General features: G+C 36.0%; 20 protein-coding genes and 1 other annotated feature. Of the genes, 4 read left to right on the plus strand and 16 right to left on the minus strand.

Annotation, left to right across the window (positions count from 1 at the left end):
• Positions 1-14: 14 nt before the first annotated feature.
• From KRR19_RS08030 to KRR19_RS08050, 5 genes are all read right to left on the minus strand, one after another.
• Entirely contained in the window at positions 15-3,557 is a 3,543-nt protein-coding gene (locus tag KRR19_RS08030) for a DNA translocase FtsK (protein ID WP_156666921.1), read from the minus strand.
• 23 nt (positions 3,558-3,580) lie between these two features.
• Positions 3,581-4,180: a YtpR family tRNA-binding protein gene (gene ytpR, locus KRR19_RS08035; protein WP_002481216.1), complete on the minus strand. Its 600-nt coding sequence runs from the start codon at positions 4,178-4,180 to the stop codon at positions 3,581-3,583.
• A 12-nt stretch (positions 4,181-4,192) separates the two neighbouring features.
• Positions 4,193-5,059 carry a DUF1444 domain-containing protein gene (locus KRR19_RS08040; protein WP_002481217.1) on the minus strand — a complete coding sequence of 289 codons (867 nt, stop codon included), beginning with the start codon at positions 5,057-5,059 and terminating at the stop codon, positions 4,193-4,195.
• A 92-nt stretch (positions 5,060-5,151) separates the two neighbouring features.
• Positions 5,152-5,460, minus strand: coding sequence for a thioredoxin family protein (locus KRR19_RS08045; RefSeq protein ID WP_002481218.1), 309 nt, complete (start codon positions 5,458-5,460; stop codon positions 5,152-5,154).
• A gap of 24 nt (positions 5,461-5,484) precedes the next feature.
• The gene (locus KRR19_RS08050) at positions 5,485-6,561 is read right to left on the minus strand and encodes a M42 family metallopeptidase (protein ID WP_002481219.1); all 1,077 of its coding nucleotides are present in this window, start codon (positions 6,559-6,561) and stop codon (positions 5,485-5,487) included.
• Positions 6,562-6,644: 83 nt separating this feature from the next.
• Between KRR19_RS08050 and KRR19_RS08055 the strand changes: the two genes are divergently transcribed.
• Positions 6,645-6,956: a hypothetical protein gene (locus KRR19_RS08055; protein ID WP_156666922.1), complete on the plus strand. Its 312-nt coding sequence runs from the start codon at positions 6,645-6,647 to the stop codon at positions 6,954-6,956.
• Between the two features lie 78 nt (positions 6,957-7,034).
• Here KRR19_RS08055 and KRR19_RS08060 read toward each other — a convergent pair whose 3' ends face one another.
• The 8 genes from KRR19_RS08060 to KRR19_RS08095 form a co-directional block, all read right to left on the minus strand.
• Positions 7,035-7,865, minus strand: a complete 831-nt coding sequence (locus KRR19_RS08060; RefSeq protein WP_207021158.1) for a YtnP family quorum-quenching lactonase — start codon at positions 7,863-7,865, stop codon at positions 7,035-7,037.
• A gap of 104 nt (positions 7,866-7,969) precedes the next feature.
• Complete coding sequence (gene trmB, locus KRR19_RS08065) at positions 7,970-8,608, minus strand: tRNA (guanosine(46)-N7)-methyltransferase TrmB (RefSeq protein WP_002481222.1); 639 nt, start codon at positions 8,606-8,608, stop codon at positions 7,970-7,972.
• A gap of 13 nt (positions 8,609-8,621) precedes the next feature.
• A complete protein-coding gene (locus KRR19_RS08070) occupies positions 8,622-9,413 on the minus strand; it encodes a phosphotransferase family protein (protein WP_023015987.1) in 792 nt (263 codons plus the stop codon).
• Positions 9,414-9,679: 266 nt separating this feature from the next.
• Entirely contained in the window at positions 9,680-10,528 is an 849-nt protein-coding gene (dat, locus tag KRR19_RS08075) for a D-amino-acid transaminase (protein WP_023015988.1), read from the minus strand.
• 2 nt (positions 10,529-10,530) lie between these two features.
• The gene (gene pepV / locus KRR19_RS08080) at positions 10,531-11,946 is read right to left on the minus strand and encodes a dipeptidase PepV (RefSeq protein ID WP_156666925.1); all 1,416 of its coding nucleotides are present in this window, start codon (positions 11,944-11,946) and stop codon (positions 10,531-10,533) included.
• 193 nt (positions 11,947-12,139) lie between these two features.
• Complete coding sequence (locus tag KRR19_RS08085; RefSeq protein ID WP_057509789.1) at positions 12,140-12,556, minus strand: YtxH domain-containing protein; 417 nt, start codon at positions 12,554-12,556, stop codon at positions 12,140-12,142.
• 25 nt (positions 12,557-12,581) lie between these two features.
• A complete protein-coding gene (locus KRR19_RS08090; RefSeq protein WP_023015990.1) occupies positions 12,582-13,277 on the minus strand; it encodes a pseudouridine synthase in 696 nt (231 codons plus the stop codon).
• On the minus strand, positions 13,277-14,911 hold the full coding sequence (locus KRR19_RS08095) for a putative polysaccharide biosynthesis protein (RefSeq protein WP_070463358.1): 1,635 nt from the start codon (positions 14,909-14,911) through the stop codon (positions 13,277-13,279). The genes KRR19_RS08090 and KRR19_RS08095 overlap by 1 nt, the downstream gene beginning before the upstream one ends.
• Before the next feature lie 269 nt (positions 14,912-15,180).
• Between KRR19_RS08095 and KRR19_RS08100 the strand changes: the two genes are divergently transcribed.
• On the plus strand, positions 15,181-16,437 hold the full coding sequence (locus KRR19_RS08100) for a BaiN/RdsA family NAD(P)/FAD-dependent oxidoreductase (RefSeq protein ID WP_207021155.1): 1,257 nt from the start codon (positions 15,181-15,183) through the stop codon (positions 16,435-16,437).
• 85 nt (positions 16,438-16,522) lie between these two features.
• Here KRR19_RS08100 and KRR19_RS08105 read toward each other — a convergent pair whose 3' ends face one another.
• The 3 genes from KRR19_RS08105 to KRR19_RS08115 form a co-directional block, all read right to left on the minus strand.
• Positions 16,523-16,840 (minus strand): rhodanese-like domain-containing protein, encoded by a 318-nt coding sequence (locus KRR19_RS08105; RefSeq protein ID WP_002481231.1) that lies wholly within the window; start codon positions 16,838-16,840, stop codon positions 16,523-16,525.
• Positions 16,841-16,860: 20 nt separating this feature from the next.
• Complete coding sequence (gene leuS, locus KRR19_RS08110; RefSeq protein WP_216733578.1) at positions 16,861-19,275, minus strand: leucine--tRNA ligase; 2,415 nt, start codon at positions 19,273-19,275, stop codon at positions 16,861-16,863.
• Between the two features lie 51 nt (positions 19,276-19,326).
• Positions 19,327-19,517 (minus strand) — a binding site (T-box leader).
• A gap of 137 nt (positions 19,518-19,654) precedes the next feature.
• Positions 19,655-20,833, minus strand: a complete 1,179-nt coding sequence (locus KRR19_RS08115; RefSeq protein WP_216733579.1) for an MDR family MFS transporter — start codon at positions 20,831-20,833, stop codon at positions 19,655-19,657.
• 272 nt (positions 20,834-21,105) lie between these two features.
• Here KRR19_RS08115 and mnmL point away from each other — a divergent pair, with 272 nt between their 5' ends.
• Both mnmL and mnmM read left to right on the plus strand, forming a co-directional pair.
• Positions 21,106-22,068 carry a tRNA modification radical SAM protein MnmL/YtqA gene (gene mnmL, locus KRR19_RS08120; RefSeq protein WP_002481235.1) on the plus strand — a complete coding sequence of 321 codons (963 nt, stop codon included), beginning with the start codon at positions 21,106-21,108 and terminating at the stop codon, positions 22,066-22,068.
• Entirely contained in the window at positions 22,065-22,622 is a 558-nt protein-coding gene (mnmM, locus tag KRR19_RS08125) for a tRNA 5-(aminomethyl)-2-thiouridylate-methyltransferase MnmM (RefSeq protein ID WP_070626315.1), read from the plus strand. Before mnmL ends, mnmM begins: the two co-directional genes overlap by 4 nt.
• Positions 22,623-22,770: the final 148 nt, after the last annotated feature.

A 22,770-nucleotide genomic window follows, 5' to 3' on the forward strand; every position in this document is an offset into this window, starting at 1 on the left:
AAACTCCTTCTTTCTTATTCCTCATTTATTTCAGCTGCAGTCAAATAAACTTCTCTTGGTTTCGAACCGTTCGAACCTGAAATATAACCCAACGCTTCAAGTTGGTCAACAATTCGCGCAGCTCTATTGTAACCAATTTGGAAATGACGCTGAATGAGTGATGTTGAGATATTGCCCTCTGCAACCATAAATCGACATACATCATCAAACAACTCATCTTTAGGTTGTGCTTTTGTTTGTTTTAACAATTCTTTTTCTTCAAATAAATATTCCGGTTCACGTTGTGCCTTAATAAAATCGACAACTGCATCGATTTCTTCATCAGACACAAAGCTGCCTTGAACGCGAATTGGTTTATTCATACCATTACCAAGATACAACATATCTCCGTAACCAAGTAAGCGTTCTGCACCGCCGCTATCTAATATAGTTCTTGAATCCACACTAGATGATACCATAAATGCGATACGAGTTGGAATATTCGCTTTGATTAATCCTGTAATAACGTTTACAGATGGACGTTGTGTTGCTACAAGCATATGAATACCGCATGCACGTGCTTTTTGTGCAATTCTCGCAATAGATTGCTCTACATCTTGCGGTGCCATCATCATTAAGTCTGCAAGCTCGTCGATTACAATGACAATTTTAGGCAAACGTTGCTCGTATGAAGCTTTTTTATTGAAAGCTGTAATATTTCGCACATGATATTGCGCAAATAATTTATAACGTCTTTCCATTTCATCAACAGCCCACTTCAAGCTTTGTGTTGCTGCTTTGACATCTGTAATCACAGGTGATACTAAATGCGGTAAACCATTGTATGGTGCTAACTCTACCATTTTCGGATCAATCAGCAAGAGTTTCAACTCTTCTGGATGATTTTTATATAATAGTGAAAGTAATATGCTGTTAATACAAACAGATTTACCTGAACCCGTAGCCCCTGCTATCAGTGCGTGTGGCGTTTTCGCAATATCCATTAATAACGGTTCATTATTGATGCGATTACCCATCGCAACTGTTAATTTAGATTCTGCATTCTTAAATTGAGGACTCTCAATAATAGATTTTAAGTTCACTTTTGTTGGCGATATATTTGGTACTTCTATACCTACTAAACTTGTACCTGGAATCGGTGCCTCAATTCGAATATCTTTGGCGGCTAAAGCCATTTTCAAATCATCATGTAATGCAGTGATTCTAGAAACTTTTACCCCTTTTTCAACAGATAATTCAAAACGTGTCACACTAGGTCCTTCTGTAACATTCTTAACCTCTGCAGGTACATTGAAGTAATAAAATGCATCATTCAGCTCTTCTTTTTTCTCATCTATCCACTCTTGGTCAACTTCATGTACTTCTGGTTCATCTAATAAATCTAGACTTGGCAGTTTTAAATTAGGTCCTTTTCGAATACCTTCGTGATGTGCTTGAACAGGTTCCTTTTGTGCAGTTACAGGTTGCTTAACTTCCTCTTGTGCATTAGATTGTGTCGTTTTTGCTGTCTGTACGCTTGTTGTGATATGTCCTTGTTCAGCTTTTGGTTGATCAGAGTTTTGATTTTCTTGTTGTGATGATTGTGGTTCACTGTCGTCATGAGTCGAAACTTCAGTCGTTTGTGAAGCCACGCTTTGTTCAGGCTCTGAAGAAACCGCAGAATCATTTGTTTGTGTTTTTGATGTTTGTGCAGCTTTACGTTTTTGTGCATCCATCATACGACGTTTGTCTGATGGTGTCATCATCACATTGAACGGCTTAGCACCTTTACGAATTGGACGAGAAATTTTCGGTTGTTCAGTTTTAACTTCTTCTGCCTCTGCTTTATTTTCTTCTTGTTCTTCATTATTAGAGTCAGGTGTAGAAACTTTTTCAGTAGTTTCTTCTTGTTCAACTGATTCTTCTTGTTCCTCTTTTATTTCTGTTTTTGACTCTTCTTTTTCTGCATCATCAGATTTTGGTTGATCTGGTTTCAATTGAGGTTCAAGGCTCGATTTTGCTTTTTCTTCTGTGACTTCTTCTTTAGTTTCATCAGTTTTCGTTGCCTCTGATTTAGATGTATTACTATCTGGTGCTAACACAGGTTCTTGAACTTCCGTAGAATTATCTTCTTGTGGTTCATCCTGTTCATCTTCAGATTCTTCTGTTGTTTCTTGTACTGGTTCTGATTCCTGTTCGGTTTCAGTACTTTCATGCACTTCAGTTCCATTTACAGGTTCTTCTGGTACTTCTTCCTGTTCACTTTCAACTGGTTCTTCTTCATCTTCAATTTCAGTATATTGTGCTTCAGAAACTTCTGGTAAAGGTTCAGGAGACTCTGTTAGATTTTCTGTCTCAGATTGAGGTGATTCTGATTCAAGTTGTTGTGTTTCTTCAGGAGCATCTTCTACAACTTTAACGTCTTGTTCGTCTAATTGATGCATGTCTTGAACTTGGTTTAAATCTACTTCTTCATAGTCAAAGTCGTTTTGTGGTTGTGTTGACGTTTCTTCAGACGTTTCTGTTTGTATGTGTTCTGAGGTAGGTTGTTGTGTTTCTTCGCCTTCTTGGTCTTCAGCAGCTCTGGCTTCTTTTTCTTTTTCAAAGCCATTTTCTTGGAAGACTGGATCTTCTACATACTGTTTGGCTTGTTCAGCATACATTTCATCAATAGCCTTTTGAATTGAGCTGACATCTTCTTGTTCACGTTTTTGTTGAAGTGCTTCTTTGAATTTTTTGCGTTGTAACACTTTTCGTTCGCGTTCACGTCGAATTTCTTCAACAATTTGTGAAGCATAAATATTATTAATATTAATTGTATTATCCGCTTTAGAATAATTAGGTGTTTGTTTCACTTGGTGTTGTGAATCTTTAGAAGACAGTTGTTCTGTTTCATTTTTTGTGTCTTCGGATTCTCTTGTTTCAACTTCATGTGCTTTTGAAGCTTGTTTACGTGAACCATTTAATGGATCTGTCGGTATTTTTTCTTGTTGGTTTTTAGGTTCTTCAGTAACACCCTCTGAACGTTGAATAACACCATTTTCTAAAGGATGACGTTTTTTCGTACCGAAAATGGCTGAAGGTACTTCTTCAGCTCTGAATTCACCACTTTTATAATAAATATCTTTCGTATCATAGCGTGTCGAATAATTCTGTACGCGTCTATTTTGATGTTCTCTTTGATGCGTTTGTTCTGGAGCACGTTCTCTTGATTCTGATTGCTTACGTGTGTTGCGTGAAGAACGAAATGATGGTGTATCGTCATCATAGAACGTACGTCTTCTTCTATGACGACGGTCTGGTTTTTGATACGAAGAAGTTTCAACAAATTCTTCTGACTCATAAGTTGGTTCAGAATGATTGGATTCTGAATCTGATTCTGTTTGTTTGTCAGAATCATTCACATGAAGTGGAAATCTAAAATTACCTTTTGGACGTTCGTAAATATCATTATTTTCTGGTAGTAATGCATGACGACGACGTTCTTTTTCTTCTAATTTTTGTCTGCGCTGACTATATTTTCTTTGATAAACTTCTTCTTCGTCTTCATCACTAAACAATTTATCAAACCAGTTCATAATGTCACTTCCTTCCAATCACTTTATTCTTCGAAAAATGGTTGTCCTGTTTGGTAATCCTCAGATAATACCATAATTCCTTTTTCTTGCGGTGCGTTCGGTAAATTTAATTCTTTCATTGAGCAAACCATACCGCTTGATGGTACACCACGTAATTCAGCATCTTTAATAACCATACCGCTAGGCATTACAGCGCCTACTTTTGCGACTACAACCTTTTGATCTGCTTCAACATTTGGCGCACCACATACAATTTGTAATGTTTCATTTCCAACATCTACTTGTAAAATGCTTAATTTATCCGCATTTGGATGTTTTTCTTTAGTTTTAACATAACCTACTACAAATTTTGGTGATAAGTCAGAATCTAATTGATCGTCAATACCTGATTCTTTTAAAACGTTTTGTAAACCATCTAATAATTCTGGTGTAAGTTTAATATGTCCATTACCTTCGATTGGTAAATGCTTAGAAGCATTGAAGATATTATATCCTACAGCTTTACCATCTAACGTAATTCTCACTACGTCACCATGTGTTGTATAGTCGAACTCTCCTTCAGCAGGTTCTACTTGTAAGAATGCTACATCTCCTACGCCGTTTAAGTTGTAAAATAAATTCATTATCTATTCTCCTTATTTCTTATCGTTTTTCTTTTGATTTTTTACTGTGCTCAATTCTTGGACCACATTTGGACTCTTATCTTTTTTGTTTTTATTATTTTTAGCCAAGATAAAGATAGGTTCTAAGTGGCCATTATCGTATCCGAATGATAGCGATGTAATTGGTACAAGACCTTTCGTGAAGAATTCCATGGTTAAATGAGCCATCACATCGTAACCCGTTTTATTTCTGATATCTGCCACAACTAAAACATCTTGATGCGGAACAGCTACTAACATTTCACCTTCACAGTTTTCTTCAAATTGATTTAATAATGGCGTGTTTAAAATTCTACTCGCATCGTACCCATCATTCGTATTAATAAAATAGAACAGATTGCCTTTAACTTCATCTGTTTTGTATGGGTTATCTAATTTTCTGATATTGAATAATGCCATTTCTTTAATTTGTTGTGCAGTCACATTCAATTGTTTCAGCATGGATTCGTCAATGAGTCGATAAGACTTTCCTAAATCTAATGCATAATAGATATTTGTTTCTGCTGTATGTGCATCAATCACAAACGGATGCCCCTCTTTAGTTTCCTTATCGAAACTTGCTGCACGCATCACTGGCATCACTTTGATATTGTCCATTTGTTGAAGTGCATCATCACTCATTTGTTGAATTGTTTCATTGACATAGTAAACAATCTCATCAACAATTTTTTCTTGTTGATCGTTATATTTCGCGACGATGGGTGTTAATCTAATCGTTACACCTTTACCATTATCTTTACGTGCAATGCGCAAGGTATCTTCTTCTCTATTAAATGTAAAATTAACATCTAAATGATTTAAACGTTCTTTTAGTTTATCTCTCATTTGAAAGACATTCATATTAACACTCCTAATTACATACCTTTTTATAGTTTACCGTAAAAATACCCTTAGGAACAGAAAAAATGTGAATTTCCTAAGGGTATTTTTATTTAAATATTCGTAATAAATTCGCTGATTTGTTCAATCGTTTTTCTATCTTTGCTGACATAACTTCCGACTTGTTCACCGTTCTCGTAAACTAAAAAGCTTGGAATCCCCATAATTCCTAAGTCCGCTGCTAAATCAATAAATTTATCGCGATCTACTGACACAAATGTATAGTCCGGATGTTTTTCTTCTAATTCAGGAAGTCTCGGTGCGATAAAACGACAATCTACGCACCAATCTGCTGTAAACATAAATACAGTTTTACCTTGTTTAAGTTGTTCAAACGCTTCTACTGATTCTAATTGTTTCATATTTATCCACTTCTTTCTTCTTATTTATGAATATTGTAAATGTGCAATGGTTTCATCATCTAATCCTAAAATAGATGCTTCAAGTAATGCTCTTGCTGAATAATAGTCTCTGATATCAAATACTGAATCGGAGCTATGAATATAGCGTGCACAAACACCAATGACTGCAGTTGGGATACCTATGTTCGCTTTGTGAATCTCTCCTCCATCAGTGCCGCCTGGTGAAATATAATATTGTGTATTAATATCATGTTGTTGTGCTTGTTCTAATAAATAATCTCTGAATGCTGGTTTAAGAATCATGGTTCCATCTTTAATACGGATTAATGTTCCTGCTCCCAGTTTACCAGAAAGTTGTTGTACACCTTTCATATCGTTAGCTGGTGAACAATCGACTACAAATGCTACATCTGGATCAATTTGTTCTGCAGCTGCACGTGCACCTCTTAAACCGACTTCTTCTTGGACATTTGCACCTACATATAAATCAACATCTAGTTCTTTGTCTTTAAATAATTTTAAAATTTCAATCGCTAATAAACAACCATAACGATTATCCCATGCTTTACCCGCAAAACGATGTTCAGATAATTGAATTAAAGAGGTATCAGGAACAATTGAATCTCCAATTTCTACACCACGTGCTCTGACTTCATCTGCAGAGTCACTACCGATGTCTAACATTAAATCTTTAATTTGCGGTTGACCTTCATTACCTGTTCTGAAATGTTTAGGAATGCTTGCAACAACACCTGTAATAATTTCTTGTTGTCTTGTTTTGACTTTTAAACGTTGACCTTGCCATATATCTGCAGCAACGCCGCCTAAGTTCGTAAAGTGCAGCATACCATTTGATGTAATGTCAGTAATCATAAAACCGACTTCATCCATATGTGCTGCTACCATCACTTTTTTCGCATTTTCTTTTTTAGATTTTTTTACCGCGTAAAATCCACCCATACGGTTATAGATGAACTCGTCAGCGTATGGTTCCATTTCTTTTTTTATGTACGCTCTTAAATCTTGTTCAAAACCTGGTGCACCATGAAATTCTGTTAAAGCTTTAATATGTTGTAATGTTTCATTTTTCGCAATTTCCACTGTTCATCGCTCCTTAATAATTCATTATCCTCCTAATGTTATGGTAGAATATTGTTATAACGTAAGTGGAGGTATAAATTGAGATGTCTCGAAGAAAAATTTTGTTATTGATAGTATTACCAATCACAGTTTTATTGAGTAGTTTACTAGCTTACCTCACATTTTTAGGCACTAAAAAGTATAACCCGCAAAAGTTAATTGAAGAAGTGAAAAGCTACTTTATGAACGTGACAGGGTCATACATTGTCTCAGAACCTCAACCATTAGAACAAGACGGTATTCATTATGAAATATACCGTGGCGGTGTTACAACTAAAAACCACGGCAAAATCAGTAATTATGAATTTATCGCCGATGCGACAAATGGTAAAATCATTAACATAAAAGAAGTTTAATGATATTGGTATGCATACTTATTCTAACAATGTTTCCGTATAACGGAGACATTGTTTTTTTGTTGCATTTGTTTTAAGTTATTGATTTCTTTTTATTTCTGCTTTGATAGAATGATCTTCTTTATCAAATTTAAGCGCAAAGTATGACGCATCATGATAAAACAAGAACCAATAATCCTGCATAATCAACCAAGGCAGCCATCTTTCTTTCTCTCTGATTGATTGCATTGGATAATCATCATATGATGTTACCCATAATGGGTTCATATGCGCAAGTGAAGGAAAAATATCTGCCATATGGACTGCTTTTTCTCCATCACTTTCAATAGTAATTATACTGTGTCCAAAACTATGGCCACCCGTATGATACATATGAACACCTGGCACAACCTCAATCTCATTTTCAAATAAAATTAAATGCTTTTGATAATCACCGAGATTAAGTTCAGGCCAATATGTTGCTTTACTGCGTAGATTAGGTGCTAAAAATTCATGCCATTCATCTTGTTGTATATAATGAACTGCATTAGGGAATTTCGCATGACCTTCTACATCAGATAAACCTGAAGCGTGATCATAATGCATATGGGTCATCAAGACAATATCAATGTCCTCTGATGTTAAACCGAGCTTTTGCAGCCCTTCTTCAATTAATCCTTCATTTTCAACACCAAAGTTACGTTTTTGTTTTTCAGTAAGCTTGCCTTCACCTAAACCTGTATCAATCAAGATATTGTGTTCTTCTGTTTGAACTAAAATCGGAGATACACTCATGGGTACTTGGTTCTTTTCATTTGCTGGTATTTTTCTATCCCATAAGGGTTTCGGAACTGGGCCAAACATTGTGCCTCCGTCCATGTGCGTCATACCACCGTTCAAATCATGGATTTTAAATTTTCCTAGTTTCAAAAGCCTCACCCTAACGTTCAGATATATAACTAAGTATAGGTTGATATAGACATATTTTCAAACTTTAGAAACGCAAAAAAACTGCATTCGATTGAATGCAGTGATTAATGATGAAACTTTGCTTCCATTCGGTAAATACGTGAACCTTTATCCGCAAACTTTCTTTCATATTCAGTTTCAATATTATCCTCATCATCTTCATCATGAAGATTGAGATTAATCTTAGTAAAATACATACCAAACTGAGACATACTTTCTAAACTATAAGCAAATAATCCTCGATTATCAGTCTTGAAATGGATTTCTCCATCTTCTTTCAAAATCGTTTTATATAATGCAAGGAACGTGTGATACGTTAGTCTTCGCTTCGCATGTCGTTTTTTCGGCCATGGATCAGAAAAATTTAAATAAACACGATCAATTTCGCCAGGTTTAAAGTAATCAGTTAATTCCATTGCATCATTACAAATTAGTTTGATATTCTGCAAATCCTTTTCCAACACTTTATCTAACACACGAATCATCACGTTTTTATCTCTTTCTAAAGAGACAAAGTTGACTTCAGGATGTTGTGCAGCGAGTTCTGTAATAAACTGCCCCATTCCAGAACCGACTTCAATATAAATCGGTTGTGATTTATCGAACCATGCTGACATCTCGCCAGCATGCGTTCCATCCATATCTACAACTGTATTATGTTTGCGCAAATAATCCTCTGCCCAAGGTTTATTTCTTAATCTCATTTGCTTACTCTCCTCAAATAAATACGTTGCTGTTCATCACTTCATTTAAAAATTTCAGCCATATATTCATATCTTTATAACGTTTCTGTTCTTCAGACCACTCTACAAGACCAATCGCTTGAATAACGGTATACCATTTCATTCTTTTACTTAAATCTAATGATTCTTTGCAACCATATTTTTCAAGCCATTCTGACCACTCATTTTGAGGAACGTAATTGTAAAGCAGCATTCCGATATCGATGGCAGGATCTGCTAACATTGCACCTTCCCAGTCGACTAAATAAAGTTCATCACGATCAGATAGCAACCAATTATTATGATTTACATCTCCATGAACGACTGTATAAAAGCGAGGGTCCAAATGAGGTTTATGCTCTTCAAGATACGTCAAGGCTTTTCTGACTACATGGTGCGTCAGTACCTGTCTGGAAAGCGAGGTATTGATTTTATTGTATAGAATATCTGGTGTAATAGGTTCCATTTCCATTCTTTTCAACATGGTCAATAATGTTTTTGAGCTATGAATTTTTTTCAATAACTTAGCCACTCTTGTCTGAGTCATTTCTTCGAAAGTTAATTCTCTGCCATTTTTCCAATGTTGCGCTGTGACAACTTCCCCTGTTTCTATTCGTTTTGTCCAAACTAATTTAGGGACAATACCTTCAGCTGATAATGCCGCTATAAATGGATTGGAATTTCTTTTCAAAAACAGCTTTTGACCATCTTGTTCGGCCATATAAGCCTCTCCGGATGCGCCTCCAGCAGAATCTAAAGTCCATCCTAACTGATAGAACTGCTCCAACACGTTCACCTCGCTTTCAATTAGAAAATGGCTCTAGAAGTGTATTTCAAGAGCCATATTTTATATTTCTTTAAAAAGTTTAATACTTTTACGTCCTTAGCACTCATTGTTAATTTTATAATTTTTAACCTTGGTTTTCAACCAAAAATGAGAAACAAAAAGACACATTTTACTTTCTAGAAAGCTATTGAAAATAATTAAATTTTCAGTAGCGACAAAATAAAATTATAACACATTTTCAAGGTAAGTTGGAGAAAATCATGCAATTAATGACTTTCCTCAATTTTTTGTTCGAAGCCTTTTTGTAATTGGCGAGTAATTGGACCGACTTCACCATTGCCGACCGCTTCACCATCCAATTTAATTACAGGCATCACTTCAACAGACGTACTAGAAACAATAATTTCATCTGCTTGTTTTAAGAAATCCACTGTAAACGTTTCTTCTTTAAATGGGATTTCTTGTTCTTCAGCAACTGCTTTAATAACTCGTCTCGTAATACCATTCAAAATATAATTATTCGTAGGATGTGTATAAACAACACCGTCTTTAATTGCGTAAACGTTACTTGAAGCTCCTTCAGTAACTGTTTCGCCACGATGTTGGATTGCTTCATCAGCGTTATATTTCACAGCATATTCTTTCGCAAGCACGTTGCCTAATAAATTTAAGCTTTTGATATCACATCTTAACCAACGAATATCTTCTACAGTAACAGCATTGATACCATTTTCTAGTTTTTCCACAGGTCTGCCGTAGCTTCTTGTAAATGCCATCATCTGAGGTTTAACATCTGGTCCAGGGAATGCATGATCTCTTGGTGCTGCACCACGAGTAACTTGGATATACACCCCACCATTTTCAACATTATTTACTTCTGCAAGTTTTTTTACTTTGTCAGTTAGTGATTCTATTGTTTCATCTAAATCAATATTTAATTCTGACGCACTTCGTAAAAATCTTTCAAAGTGTTCTTTTACAGTAAATAATGTATTGTCATAAATACGAATGTATTCGTAAATACCGTCACCAAAGTTATAACCTCTGTCATTGTATGGTACATTTGCATCCTGTTCATCTACAAATTGGCCGTTCAAAAATACCTTGTTTGTCATACTCATTCCTCCACACATAATGCGTATAGCGCTTCTAAATAAATGCTAGTAGCATTGAAAAGTTGTTTTTTCGTAATATATTCATTTCTTTGATGCATTAAGTCCTCTGAGTCGCTGAACATTGCTCCGAATGCTACGCCTTTATCTAGATTACGTGCATAAGTACCTCCGCCAATTGTATAAGGCTCAGTCATGTCACCTGTTTGATTACGATAAGCTTGAACTAATGATTGTACAAATGGATCTTCTTTATCTACATAGTGCGGACGTTGAACTTTCCCAAGTTTAAGTTCGAATCCTAAATCATTCACTTCATGCTTGAATCCTTCAATTGCTTCATCAAATTCAAATCCCTCTGGATAACGTAAGTTCACACCGAATCTTCCGCCTTCAGGCAATGTATATGAAATAATACCGATATTTGTTGTTAAGTCTCCCATTTTATCAGTATGGAATTTCATACCCATTTTTTCACCGAAGTGAGATTCGAATAAGTAACGTTCACTTAAATCAACGAATTTAGCTGCTTGAGTATCTAATTCTAATCCACGTAAGAAGTGGAGTAAGAACAAGCCGGCATTTAAACCGATAGATGGGTCCATACCATGTACCGCTTTACCTTTTAATCGTAAAACCAGCTTATCGTCTTCTAATTCACTGTTACCTACAAGTTCATGTGCTTCTAGATATTGTTGGTAACGTTCTGTTACTTCTGAATTGTTATTTTTAACTTTGAGATGTGCAACTGCTTCATCTGGAACCATGTTATAGCGTTGTCCAGATTCAAATGATAAAAGTGTAACTTCTGAATTTGTATCAGTAGAATCTTTTGCTTCGCCAGCTAATTCAATATCGAATGTTGTAATACCTTTTTCACCATGGATTGCAGGGAATTCTGCATCAGGTGCAAAGCCTAGTTCAGGCATTTCTTCTGTTTTGAAATAACGATCTACACAAATCCAGTCTGATTCTTCATCTGTGCCAATGATAATGTGTACACGTTTTTTCCAGTCTACATTCATTTCATTTAAGATTTTAACCGCATAGTACGCAGCAATTGTTGGACCTTTATCATCCAATGTACCACGTGCAATGATGGCATCTTCAGTTACAGTCGGTTCAAACGGTGGTGTATCCCAACCTTCACCTGCAGGTACCACGTCAACATGACAAAGAATGCCGAATAAGTCTTCACCTTTACCTGCTTCAATTCTTCCTGCAACATGATCGACATCGTGGACATTAAATCCGTCACGTTCTGCAATTTGATACATATAATCAAGCGCAGCTCTAGGACCTGGACCTAGCGGTGCATCAGGTGTAGCTTTGCTATCATCTCTGACACTTTCAATTGAAAGTAAGCCGTTTAAATCAGCAATAATTTGATCTTGGTATTCTTGCACTTTTTCTTTCCACATTCGTGATCAACTTCCTTCTCAAATTTTAGTTCACTCTATATTTTACCCTAACTGATTCTTAAACAACAGTGGGAACCTACTTAATTTTCTGACTTAATCTCAAAATGTTGTCATCACAGTCATCTCAGAATGAAATTTTTAAATAAAAAAAGTACCTTAGCTATTCGCTAAGGTACTGAAAGTTCAATTGCTATTATTTAGTATCGTTTGAACCTTTATTGTCATTTTGTTTTAAGTCTTCTTCAGTCACAATTCTGATATTATTTTGTGCTTCATCAGATTGTTTAACATCATCTAAAGTTGGTGATGCTGCATCTTCTGAATTAGAGAAGCGAGCTTTTTGCTCTTGTAAGAAACCTTTAGGATCTTGTTTTACTTTTTCAGCATAGCCTTTAGGATCTTGTTTTACTTCGTTGAACGTTTCAGTTGCTTTAGATGCAACTTGGTTCGCTAATTCTTTAGCATTTTCTTTGTATGATTCTGGATTTTCTTTGTATTTATCATACTCTTGTTTTAGACGATCTCTGCTTTCTTTTCTTGATAATAATACTGCTGCAGTTGCTGCACCAATACCTAGTACTGCTTTAAAAAAGTTACTTGATTTTGCCATAATAATCACCTTGTCCTTTAAGAAATTAGTTTTTCACTAGTTCTAATTCTGCTTCCGTCAAAGTACGATATGCACCTTTTGACAGATTATCATCTAGTTTTAAGCTTCCGATTTGAACTCGCTTTAATTTAGTTACCTCATTTTCAATTGCGTGAAACATCCTTTTTACTTGATGGTAACGTCCTTCTTGAATTGTAACGTACACAATCCTTGGATTTTCCGTTAGTTCAAGCTTTGCAGGTTTAACCGGTCCATCTGATAATTCAATACCTTGTTCAAACTTTTGTACATCTTCCTCTGTTACAGGCAGTGCTGCTTCAACACGATATACTTTCGATACGTGTTTATTCGGACTCATTACATCATGATTAAATTGCCCATCATTCGTAATCAATAATAAGCCTTCAGTATCTTTATCAAGACGACCTACCGGAAATATGTCTAAATATTGGTAGTCTTCAATTAATCCGATAACCGTTAAGTGTTCTGCATCCTCTACAGCAGACACATAGCCTTCAGGTTTATTGAGCATCAGATAAATCTTATCAATATAAGTTATTTGTTCTCCATTGACTGTAATGATATCTGAATTCGGATCAATTTGTCGTTTGCTTTGTTTTTCTTTTTTGTTATTCACTTCAACAGCGTTCTGTTTAAGCAATTGTTTTACCTCACTGCGTGTTCCGACACCCATGTTCGATAAAAATTTATCCAATCGCATTATGAGATTCTCAACTTTCTACGTAACTTGCTTGGCAATTCACCTAAAAATTGGTCAGCAAGTCTTGTTTTCAGCGTGATACCGCCATAAACAACCATGCCGATAACAACCCCCACAATTAAGATAATCAGACTTCCGATTTTAGTTTGCGGTGACACAATCAGTTGCGTTACCCAATATGCTGCTTCAACACAAAGCATCATGATAAAGCCATAGATAAAGATTTTCGCAAACTGTATCCAAGTTTCTGTAAATGTAAACTTAGCATACTTTTTCAAAATATAAAAGTTACATATGTTCGCAAACAATAATGCGATACCTGTACTTAATACCGCACCTGCTGTATGGAATGCGACAATTAATGGGAAGTTCAAGACAACCTTTACGACGACTGCTGCTAAAATAACAAACACTGTCAATTTCTGTTTATCAATTCCTTGCAGCATTGATGCTGTAATACTTAATAAAGAAATCAGCATCGCGACGGGTGCGTAGAAGAATAATAAACGACTTCCGTCAAAGTTACTGCTATAGAACACTGTATATAACGGTGCTGCTAAAGCCATAATACCTAAACTTGCTGGAACAGTGATGAACATCAATACACCTAATGATGTTCTGATTTGACGATGCATTTCTGATAATTCCCCTGACTCATAAGTTTTAGTGATATAAGGGATTAAACTAATCGCGAAACCAGCAGCTAAAGATGTTGGTATCATCACAATTTTATTTGTTGTCATATTCAAGATTGTAAAGAAGTAGTCATGCAATTGTTGCGGTACTCCTGCCATACCTAACGCATTGTTATGTGTTAATTGGTCTACAATATTGAATAATGGGAAGTTCAAACTCACAATGACAAACGGGATACTATAAGAAATAATTTCCTTATACATTTTTGAATATGGTACATCTAAACCAGTGGTATCAGACGCTACCATTTTATCAATATGCGGTTTACGCTTACGCCAGTAATACCATAGCGTAAAGATACCGACGATAGCACCGATTGCTGCCGCGAACGTAGCGACACCATTCGCCATCAATACTGATCCACCCATCACATTTAACACGACATAACTGCCGCCTAAAATGAAAATAATACGTGCAACTTGTTCAGTTACTTCAGAAACAGCTGTAGGTCCCATAGATTTAAATCCTTGGAACACACCTCGCCAAGTTGCAAGTAACGGAATGAAGATAACAACTGTACTGATAATACGAATAATCCACGTGATGTCTTCGACAGTCCAGCCGCCCTCTATGTTTGATTTATGCGCAAGTGTCACATTGGCAATCAATGGTGATAATGCATATAAAATAATAAAACCGATAACACCGCTGATTGACATAACGATAAAACTTGATCGATATAACTTTTGACTGACATGATATGCACCGATTGCATTATATTTCGCAACATATTTTGATGCGGCCAATGGCACACCAGCAGTTGCTACCGCAATCGCAATGTTATAAGGTGCATATGCATAGTTGAACGGGGCCAAGTTTTCTTCTCCGCCGATAATGGCATAAAACGGAATGATAAATAGCACACCTAGTATTTTAGTTATTAAAATACTTACCGTTAGAAGAAAGGTCCCTCTTACTAATTCTTGACTTTCATTCATTACAATCTTCCTATCTGAAAATAATTTTAATCTTATCCTACTACCAACAATTGTCAGCAGTTACTTTTTTTCATTAGTATTATAGCTTAAAATAGTGTTAACAGGAAAGATTATATAAATAATTTCACAACAGTGTCAGAGAAATATATCGCAGACACTGCAAAACAAGCAAATGACTTACCTAAGCTTTCACAATAACCTAAATACAATACAGAAATCAAATTTAAAGGAGGCAGACGCGCATATTCATTTCAGCGCGTACCGATTATATGTATCAATCGATTATTATCGGCGGCGGACCCAGTGGTTTAATGTCTGCAGCAGCCGCAAGTCAAAACAAACAAAAAGTATTATTAATAGAAAAGAAAAAAGGACTCGGCAGGAAATTAAAAATTTCAGGCGGCGGACGATGTAATGTCACAAATCGACTGCCCTATGATGAAATTATTCGCCACATTCCAGGTAACGGAAAATTCTTATACAGTCCTTTTTCAGTCTTTGATAACGCATCCATTATTGAGTTCTTCGAATCTCGCGGTGTGAAACTTAAAGAAGAAGATCACGGCAGAATGTTCCCGGTTTCTAACCGTGCTCAAGACGTCGTAGATACTTTAGTTCAAGAACTCAAAAATAATAATGTTGAAATTAAAGAAGAAACTGCAGTCAAACATATTAAGCTAGATGAGGACGGCCATTTTATTGTGACAGATCAAAATGATCAAGTTTATCATAGTAAGACCGTTGTTATTGCGACGGGTGGGACAAGTGTTCCGCAAACAGGATCAACTGGAGATGGCTATACGTTTGCTGAGTCTCTCGGTCATACAATAACTGAACTCTTCCCTACTGAAGTCCCAATTACTTCTAAAGAACCTTTTATTATCAGGAAGACTCTAAAAGGATTGAGTTTAAAAGATGTCGCATTATCAGTGCTTAGAAAAAATGGCAAACCGCGTATCACACATCAAATGGATATGATTTTCACTCATTTTGGAATCAGTGGTCCAGCCGCATTACGATGCAGCCAATTCGTCTACAAAGAACAAAAATCTCAAAAGAAACAAGACATTCAAATGCAATTAGATGTGTTCCCTGACGAAAAAGAAAATGAGGTTCAAGCGCGTATCAAATCTTTAATTAAAGAAACACCAGATAAACTTGTTAAAAACAGTCTGCGTGGGATTATAGAAGAACGCTATCTCAACTTTATACTAGAACAAGCTGGTGTAGCTGAAGACACTACAGGTCATCATATTTCCAACCAACAAATCCTGACGCTTGCACAACTGTTCAAAGGTTTTACATTTACAGTGAATGGTACGTTACCTATTGAAAAAGCATTTGTGACAGGTGGCGGTGTTTCTATTAAAGAAATTGAACCGCATACAATGATGTCAAAAATTACACCTGGCCTATTTTTATGCGGTGAAGTTTTAGATATTCATGGTTATACTGGTGGTTACAATATTACAAGCGCATTGGTTACAGGCCGTGTATCAGGTATCAATGCCGGACAGTTTGAATAGTTTTTCACATAATTTAATCAACAAAATGAAAAATAGCCGAAACTGCATCGTAATTTTACGACCAGTTTCGGCTATTATCATTCAATTAGATACTATTAATTTCTAAACCTTCATCGCCCCAAGCTTTCATACCGCCTTCTACATTAACCGCATGAATATTAGGGTTTTGTTCTTTCAAGTAATTCACTACATTCGCACTGCGAACACCTGCAGCACAGATAATGTAATACGTATCATTCTCATTGAATTCATTAAGGTTATCAGGAATTTCATTCATTGGAATAGTTGTTGCTCCTGGAATAATACCTTTCGCTGTTTCTTCGTTTTCTCGGACATCAACGATATGAATTGGTTCATTATCGAACATTTTCTTTTTCAATTCATCAGTTGTGATTGATTCCATAACTTAATCATCCTCCTTTATTATTTAGCTACAATATTAACTAATTTTTGCGGAACTGCGATGACTTTCTTGATGTCTTTATCCCCTATATCTAATTTAACATTCTCATTGTGTAACGCAATATCTTCCATTTCTTCTTTTGACGCATCTTTTGGAATGAAGACTTTTGCTCTTACTTTGCCATTAACTTGGACAACGATTTCAACTTCGTCATCTACTAACAATGCTTCATCGAAATCTGGCCAAGGTTGGTAACTGATTGTCTCATCATGACCTAATTTAGCCCATAGTTCTTCACCTAAGTGTGGTGCAATTGGTGATAACATTTTAACGAAACCTTCAACATATGGTTTGTATAATTGATCAGCTTTATAACCTTCATTGATGAAGACCATCAATTGACTGATTGCTGTGTTGAAGTTCAATGTATCAAAGTCTTCTGTCACCTTTTTAACAGTTTGGTTATAAACTTTTTGAAGTGACTTATCATCAGTATCTACAATCTTAGAAGATAATGAACCATCCTCATTTACAAACAATCTCCATACACGGTCTAAGAAACGTCTTGAACCATCTAAACCTTTTTCACTCCAAGCGATAGCCGCATCTAAAGGTCCCATAAACATTTCGTATAAACGTAATGTATCAGCACCGTGAGAACGGATGATATCATCAGGGTTTACAACGTTACCACGAGATTTACTCATTTTTTCGTTACCTTCACCTAAGATCATACCTTGGTTGAATAATTTTTGGAATGGTTCTTTCGTTGGTACAACGCCTAAATCATAAAGTACTTTATGCCAGAATCTTGCATAGAGTAAGTGAAGTACAGCGTGTTCTACACCACCGATATATAAATCAACCGGTAACCAATGTTTTAATTTTTCTGGATCTGCTAACATTTCATCGTTATGCGGATCAATATAGCGTAAGTAGTACCAGCAACTGCCTGCCCATTGTGGCATCGTATTCGTTTCACGACGACCCTTCATACCAGTTTCTGGATCTACAACGTTTACGAATTCATCAATATTCGCAAGTGGAGATTCACCAGTACCAGAAGGTTCGATAGAATCAGTTTCTGGTAATAATAATGGTAATTCATCAGTCGGAACAGTTGTCATAGTGCCATCTTCCCAATGAATAATTGGAATAGGTTCACCCCAATAACGTTGACGGCTGAATAACCAGTCACGAAGTTTATAATTGACTTTTTTCTCGCCGGCACCTTTTTCTTCTAACAATTCAATTGCTTTTGTAATGGCTTCAGCATTATGCAAGCCATTTAAAGCACCAGAATTTACATGTGGACCATCGCCTGTGTATGCCGCTTCTGAAATATCTCCGCCTTCAATAACTTCTTTGATTGGCAAATCAAATTTTTGTGCGAATTCATAGTCACGTTCATCATGCGCAGGAACAGCCATCACAGCTCCTGTACCATAAGATGATAAGACATAGTCCGCAATCCAGATTGGTAATTTTTCACCAGATAATGGATTAATCGCATAAGCACCAGTGAATACACCTGTTTTGTCTTTTGCTAAATCTGTACGTTCCAAATCAGATTTCATAGAAGCATCTTTTTGGTATTTTTCCACTTCTGCTTTATGATCTTCTGTTGTAATTTGAGAGACTAACTCATGTTCTGGACTTAATACTGCGAAAGTCGCACCATAAATAGTGTCCGGACGTGTCGTAAACACATCAATTTTACCGCCATGATTTTCAACTTCAAACGTAACTTTTGCCCCTTCAGAACGACCAATCCAGTTACGTTGCATATCTTTAATTGATTCAGGCCAATCTAAATCTTCTAAGTCTTCTAATAAACGGTCTGCATATTCTGTAATACGAAGTACCCATTGACGCATAGGACGACGATATACTGGGAAACCACCACGTTCTGAAACGCCATCTACAACTTCTTCGTTAGATAAAACCGCTTTAAGCTCAGGACACCAGTTCACAGCTACTTCATCAACATAAGCTAAACCTTTATTGAACAGTTGGATGAATACCCATTGTGTCCATTTATAATAGTCAGGATCTGTTGTGCTTAATTCTCTATCCCAGTCATAACTGAAACCTAATTCTTGAATTTGGCGTTTAAACGTTTGAATATTCTTTTTAGTGAATTCACGTGGATCATTACCTGTATTCAACGCATATTGTTCTGCTGGTAAACCGAAAGCATCCCATCCCATAGGATGTAACACGTTGTACCCTTGCATACGTTTGTAACGTGAAATAATATCTGTTGCTGTATAACCTTCAGGGTGCCCAACATGAAGTCCAGCACCTGATGGATACGGGAACATATCTAAAGCATAAAATTTCTTTTGACCCAAGTTATCGTTCGTTTTGAACGTTTTGTGTTCTGCCCAATAATCTTGCCATTTCTTCTCAATTTCTTGATGATTAAAACTCACTTTGCTTTCCTCCTAATAAAAAAATACAACTCAAACTATTATGCTTTGCTTATGAAGGACGACATTGTGCCGCGGTACCACCTTCATTCGTATCTTCTACGCACCTCATACATAATAGCTCGAGCTGTATTATTCTTAATATAATCGCTGGTAAGTTCATTTAAATGACTTAACTGGTTTGCACCGAACACCAGCTCTCTTGATAAGTCCATTAAATTACTACTCCATATACACTTATAACTATATTTTATTCTAACTCTTAATGCAAGTCTTAAATTCCTAGTCACCGCTTCTATTCTCATTGATATATTAATGAAGATTTTCTACGTCTCTGCTTATCCATAAAAAGAAAAAACAAGATATACCACGTATACCTTGTTTAAACATCAAATTCATCTGGTGATAAACGTTTATCATATATAAATAAGAAAAACATCGAAATAAACAATAAGCCCATCATCGTTAAGAACATGGCTTGCATATTGAAACTATCAACTAAAATACCGCCGATTAAAGGTCCGAATGCTTTACCGACCGTCGCTGCTGAATTAACAATACCTTGATAAGCACCTTGTTTACCTTCAGGCGCTAATTGATTCGCAATAGTTGGAACGGCTGGCCATACGAACATTTCACCAAGCGTTAAAATGATCATCCCAATCACAAATACTGAGAATTGCTCCGCAAAGCTTGTCACAAAGAATGACACGATGAATACGCAAATTCCGACAAACATCTGTTTCTTCAAATTACCTCTAAGTAAGCGAATAACCGGATAAATTAAAGGTTGGGCTACTAAGATCATAATACCGTTAATTGTCCATAGAACACTGTATTGAGACAATGAAATATTCATTTCTTGAGTGAATGAAGCGATAGTACTTTCCCATTGAATATATGCAATCCAACAAATTGAAAACATAACACAAAGTAATAACAAAGCCACAAAACGTTTGCGATATTTCTTTTGTGCCCATTGGTTTGCATCGGGTATTTTAACTTTACCGCGATATTGTAAATTAAATTGTGTCACTGCCAAGATAAAGAATGCGACATACATTAACAAGTTTGCGATGAAAATGTAATTAAAGCTGAGTTCAGCTACATACCCAGCAATAGCAGCACCAAATGCGACACCTAAGTTTTGTGCTAAATAGATAGCATTAAAGGTTTGGCGTCCACCATTCGGCCAAACTGCACCTGCCATCGCATAAATTGCCGGGATAATGATACCGCCCCCAAATCCTAACATGACTAACCATACCGCATATAAAGGCCATCCATGATAGAAATTCAATAATGTCGTTGCACATAAACAAATCACTGCACCGCTCATAATCGTAATAAAACCACCGAGCTTATTAAAGAAAAAGCCACCTAATAAGTTCCCGACAACCATACCTAAAGAGTTGATCATTAAAACCATTCCGGCAGTCGTCAAACTCTTCCCTAATTCCTGACTCATATAAATCGTATTTAAAGGCCATAAAAAACTAGCACCCATAATATTGATGGCCATACCAATAACTAACCACCAAATGGATTTAGGCATATTCATACTGTTCCACCCGCTTTCTATTCTTTTTATCTTTTTCTCAGGCAAAAACGTTCTGTATTTTTACCAATAAAAATTTCGCAAACAGAGACAAATAACTGTAAGCGAAACGTGTTTAGGATTTATATTGAATTGAATTTTGGATTTTGCAACCAAATCATCTTACTATAATTTTCAAATGAATAAAAGACCTAATTCGGATTTTCTCCTCAACATGTCCCTTCAATTTATGGTAAAATCTTACAATGGATTAATTTAAGAAAGGAAAATGTCATATGGGTCGATATTTTACGTATGCATTTGAAGATAAACGTTATCATACATGGAATTATCATTTAAAAAATAGATTCGGACAAAAGATATTTAAAGTCGCATTAGATGGAGGCTTTGATTGCCCAAACCGTGACGGCACTGTTGCACATGGCGGTTGCACATTCTGCTCAGCTGCAGGAAGTGGTGACTTTGCGGGAAATCGTGCAGATCCGATTGATGTACAATTTAAAGAAATTAAAGAACGCATGCATGAAAAATGGCATGAAGGTAAATATATTGCTTATTTCCAAGCCTTTACAAATACACACGCACCTGTCGAAGTGTTAAAAGAAAAATTTGAACCTGTGTTGAAAGAACCTGGTGTTGTCGGCTTATCCATTGGAACAAGACCTGACTGTCTTCCTGACGATGTGGTTGAATACTTAGCCGATTTAAACAAACGTACGTATTTATGGGTGGAATTAGGATTACAAACCGTACATCAAGAAACTTCCGATTTAATCAACCGTGCACATGATATGCAGACATATTATGATGGTGTTGCTAAATTGAGAAAACATAATATTAACGTGTGTACCCACATTATTAATGGTTTGCCTGGTGAAGATTATGACATGATGATGGAAACAGCAAAAACTGTCGCACAAATGGATGTTCAAGGTATCAAAATCCATCTATTACACTTACTTAAAGGTACACCGATGGTAAAACAATATGAAAAAGGCATGTTGAATTTTATGTCACAAGAAGAATATGTCAACTTAGTTTGTGATCAATTAGAAATCTTGCCACCTGAAATGATTATTCATCGTATTACAGGTGATGGCCCAATTGATTTAATGGTTGGACCAATGTGGAGTGTTAATAAGTGGGAAGTGCTGAATGCGATTGATGCAGAATTAGCACGTCGTCATTCCGCACAAGGTGAACATTATCAACCTGTAGAGAAAGTAGAACAATCATGAAAGTAGAACGTATTTTACCTTTTGCGAAGTCATTAATTATTTCTCACATCAATGAAACTAGCACAGTAGTAGATGCTACGTGCGGCAATGGACATGACACATTATTTTTAGCCCAGCATGTTCCAAAGGGGCATGTGTATGGGTTTGATATACAGGAAGCGGCTATCAAAGCAGCACGAGAGAAAGTAAAAGATTATAACAACACTACTTTGATCTTAGATGGACATGAACATGTATCACGCTACATCAAACAAGAAGATTTGCCGATTGATGCGGCAATCTTTAATTTAGGATACTTGCCTAAAGGTGATAAACATATTGTGACGACTTCTGAAACTACTATACAAGCCATTGAGTCACTTTTTGAAATGTTAGCACCAGAAGGTATTATTGTAATTGTGATTTACCCTGGCCATCCTGAAGGTCGAATAGAAAGCAATGTTGTCTTTGAATATCTTCAACAATTCGATCAACAAAAAGCACATGTCTTACAATACGGTTTTATTAACCAACAAAATAATCCGCCTTATATTTGCGCGATTGAAAAAAGATAATATCTGAGTATAAAAATAAGAGGCTCTATACTATTTAGGACTGGTGATAATCACTAGTCCTATTTTTGATACAAAAAAAGCGCAATTATCTCTATAATTAGAAGTATCCTACAACCAATAATTAAGGAGATAATGCGCCTATGTCTAA

The sequence above is a fragment of the Staphylococcus sp. CWZ226 genome (assembly GCF_018986355.1).
GTDB lineage: Bacteria > Bacillota > Bacilli > Staphylococcales > Staphylococcaceae > Staphylococcus > Staphylococcus simulans.

Excerpts from the sequence above, each read along its gene's own strand:
- KRR19_RS08030 (WP_156666921.1), bottom strand. The coding sequence starts at position 3,557 with ATGAACTGGTTTGATAAATTGTTTAGTGATGAAGACGAAGAAGAAGTT.
- ytpR (WP_002481216.1), bottom strand. The coding sequence starts at position 4,180 with ATGAATTTATTTTACAACTTAAACGGCGTAGGAGATGTAGCATTCTTA.
- KRR19_RS08040 (WP_002481217.1), bottom strand. The coding sequence starts at position 5,059 with ATGAATGTCTTTCAAATGAGAGATAAACTAAAAGAACGTTTAAATCAT.
- KRR19_RS08045 (WP_002481218.1), bottom strand. The coding sequence starts at position 5,460 with ATGAAACAATTAGAATCAGTAGAAGCGTTTGAACAACTTAAACAAGGT.
- KRR19_RS08055 (WP_156666922.1), top strand. The coding sequence starts at position 6,645 with ATGTCTCGAAGAAAAATTTTGTTATTGATAGTATTACCAATCACAGTT.
- trmB (WP_002481222.1), bottom strand. The coding sequence starts at position 8,608 with ATGAGATTAAGAAATAAACCTTGGGCAGAGGATTATTTGCGCAAACAT.
- dat (WP_023015988.1), bottom strand. The coding sequence starts at position 10,528 with ATGACAAACAAGGTATTTTTGAACGGCCAATTTGTAGATGAACAGGAT.
- pepV (WP_156666925.1), bottom strand. The coding sequence starts at position 11,946 with ATGTGGAAAGAAAAAGTGCAAGAATACCAAGATCAAATTATTGCTGAT.
- KRR19_RS08085 (WP_057509789.1), bottom strand. The coding sequence starts at position 12,556 with ATGGCAAAATCAAGTAACTTTTTTAAAGCAGTACTAGGTATTGGTGCA.
- KRR19_RS08090 (WP_023015990.1), bottom strand. The coding sequence starts at position 13,277 with ATGCGATTGGATAAATTTTTATCGAACATGGGTGTCGGAACACGCAGT.
- KRR19_RS08095 (WP_070463358.1), bottom strand. The coding sequence starts at position 14,911 with ATGAATGAAAGTCAAGAATTAGTAAGAGGGACCTTTCTTCTAACGGTA.
- KRR19_RS08100 (WP_207021155.1), top strand. The coding sequence starts at position 15,181 with ATGTATCAATCGATTATTATCGGCGGCGGACCCAGTGGTTTAATGTCT.
- KRR19_RS08105 (WP_002481231.1), bottom strand. The coding sequence starts at position 16,840 with ATGGAATCAATCACAACTGATGAATTGAAAAAGAAAATGTTCGATAAT.
- KRR19_RS08115 (WP_216733579.1), bottom strand. The coding sequence starts at position 20,833 with ATGAATATGCCTAAATCCATTTGGTGGTTAGTTATTGGTATGGCCATC.
- mnmL (WP_002481235.1), top strand. The coding sequence starts at position 21,106 with ATGGGTCGATATTTTACGTATGCATTTGAAGATAAACGTTATCATACA.
- mnmM (WP_070626315.1), top strand. The coding sequence starts at position 22,065 with ATGAAAGTAGAACGTATTTTACCTTTTGCGAAGTCATTAATTATTTCT.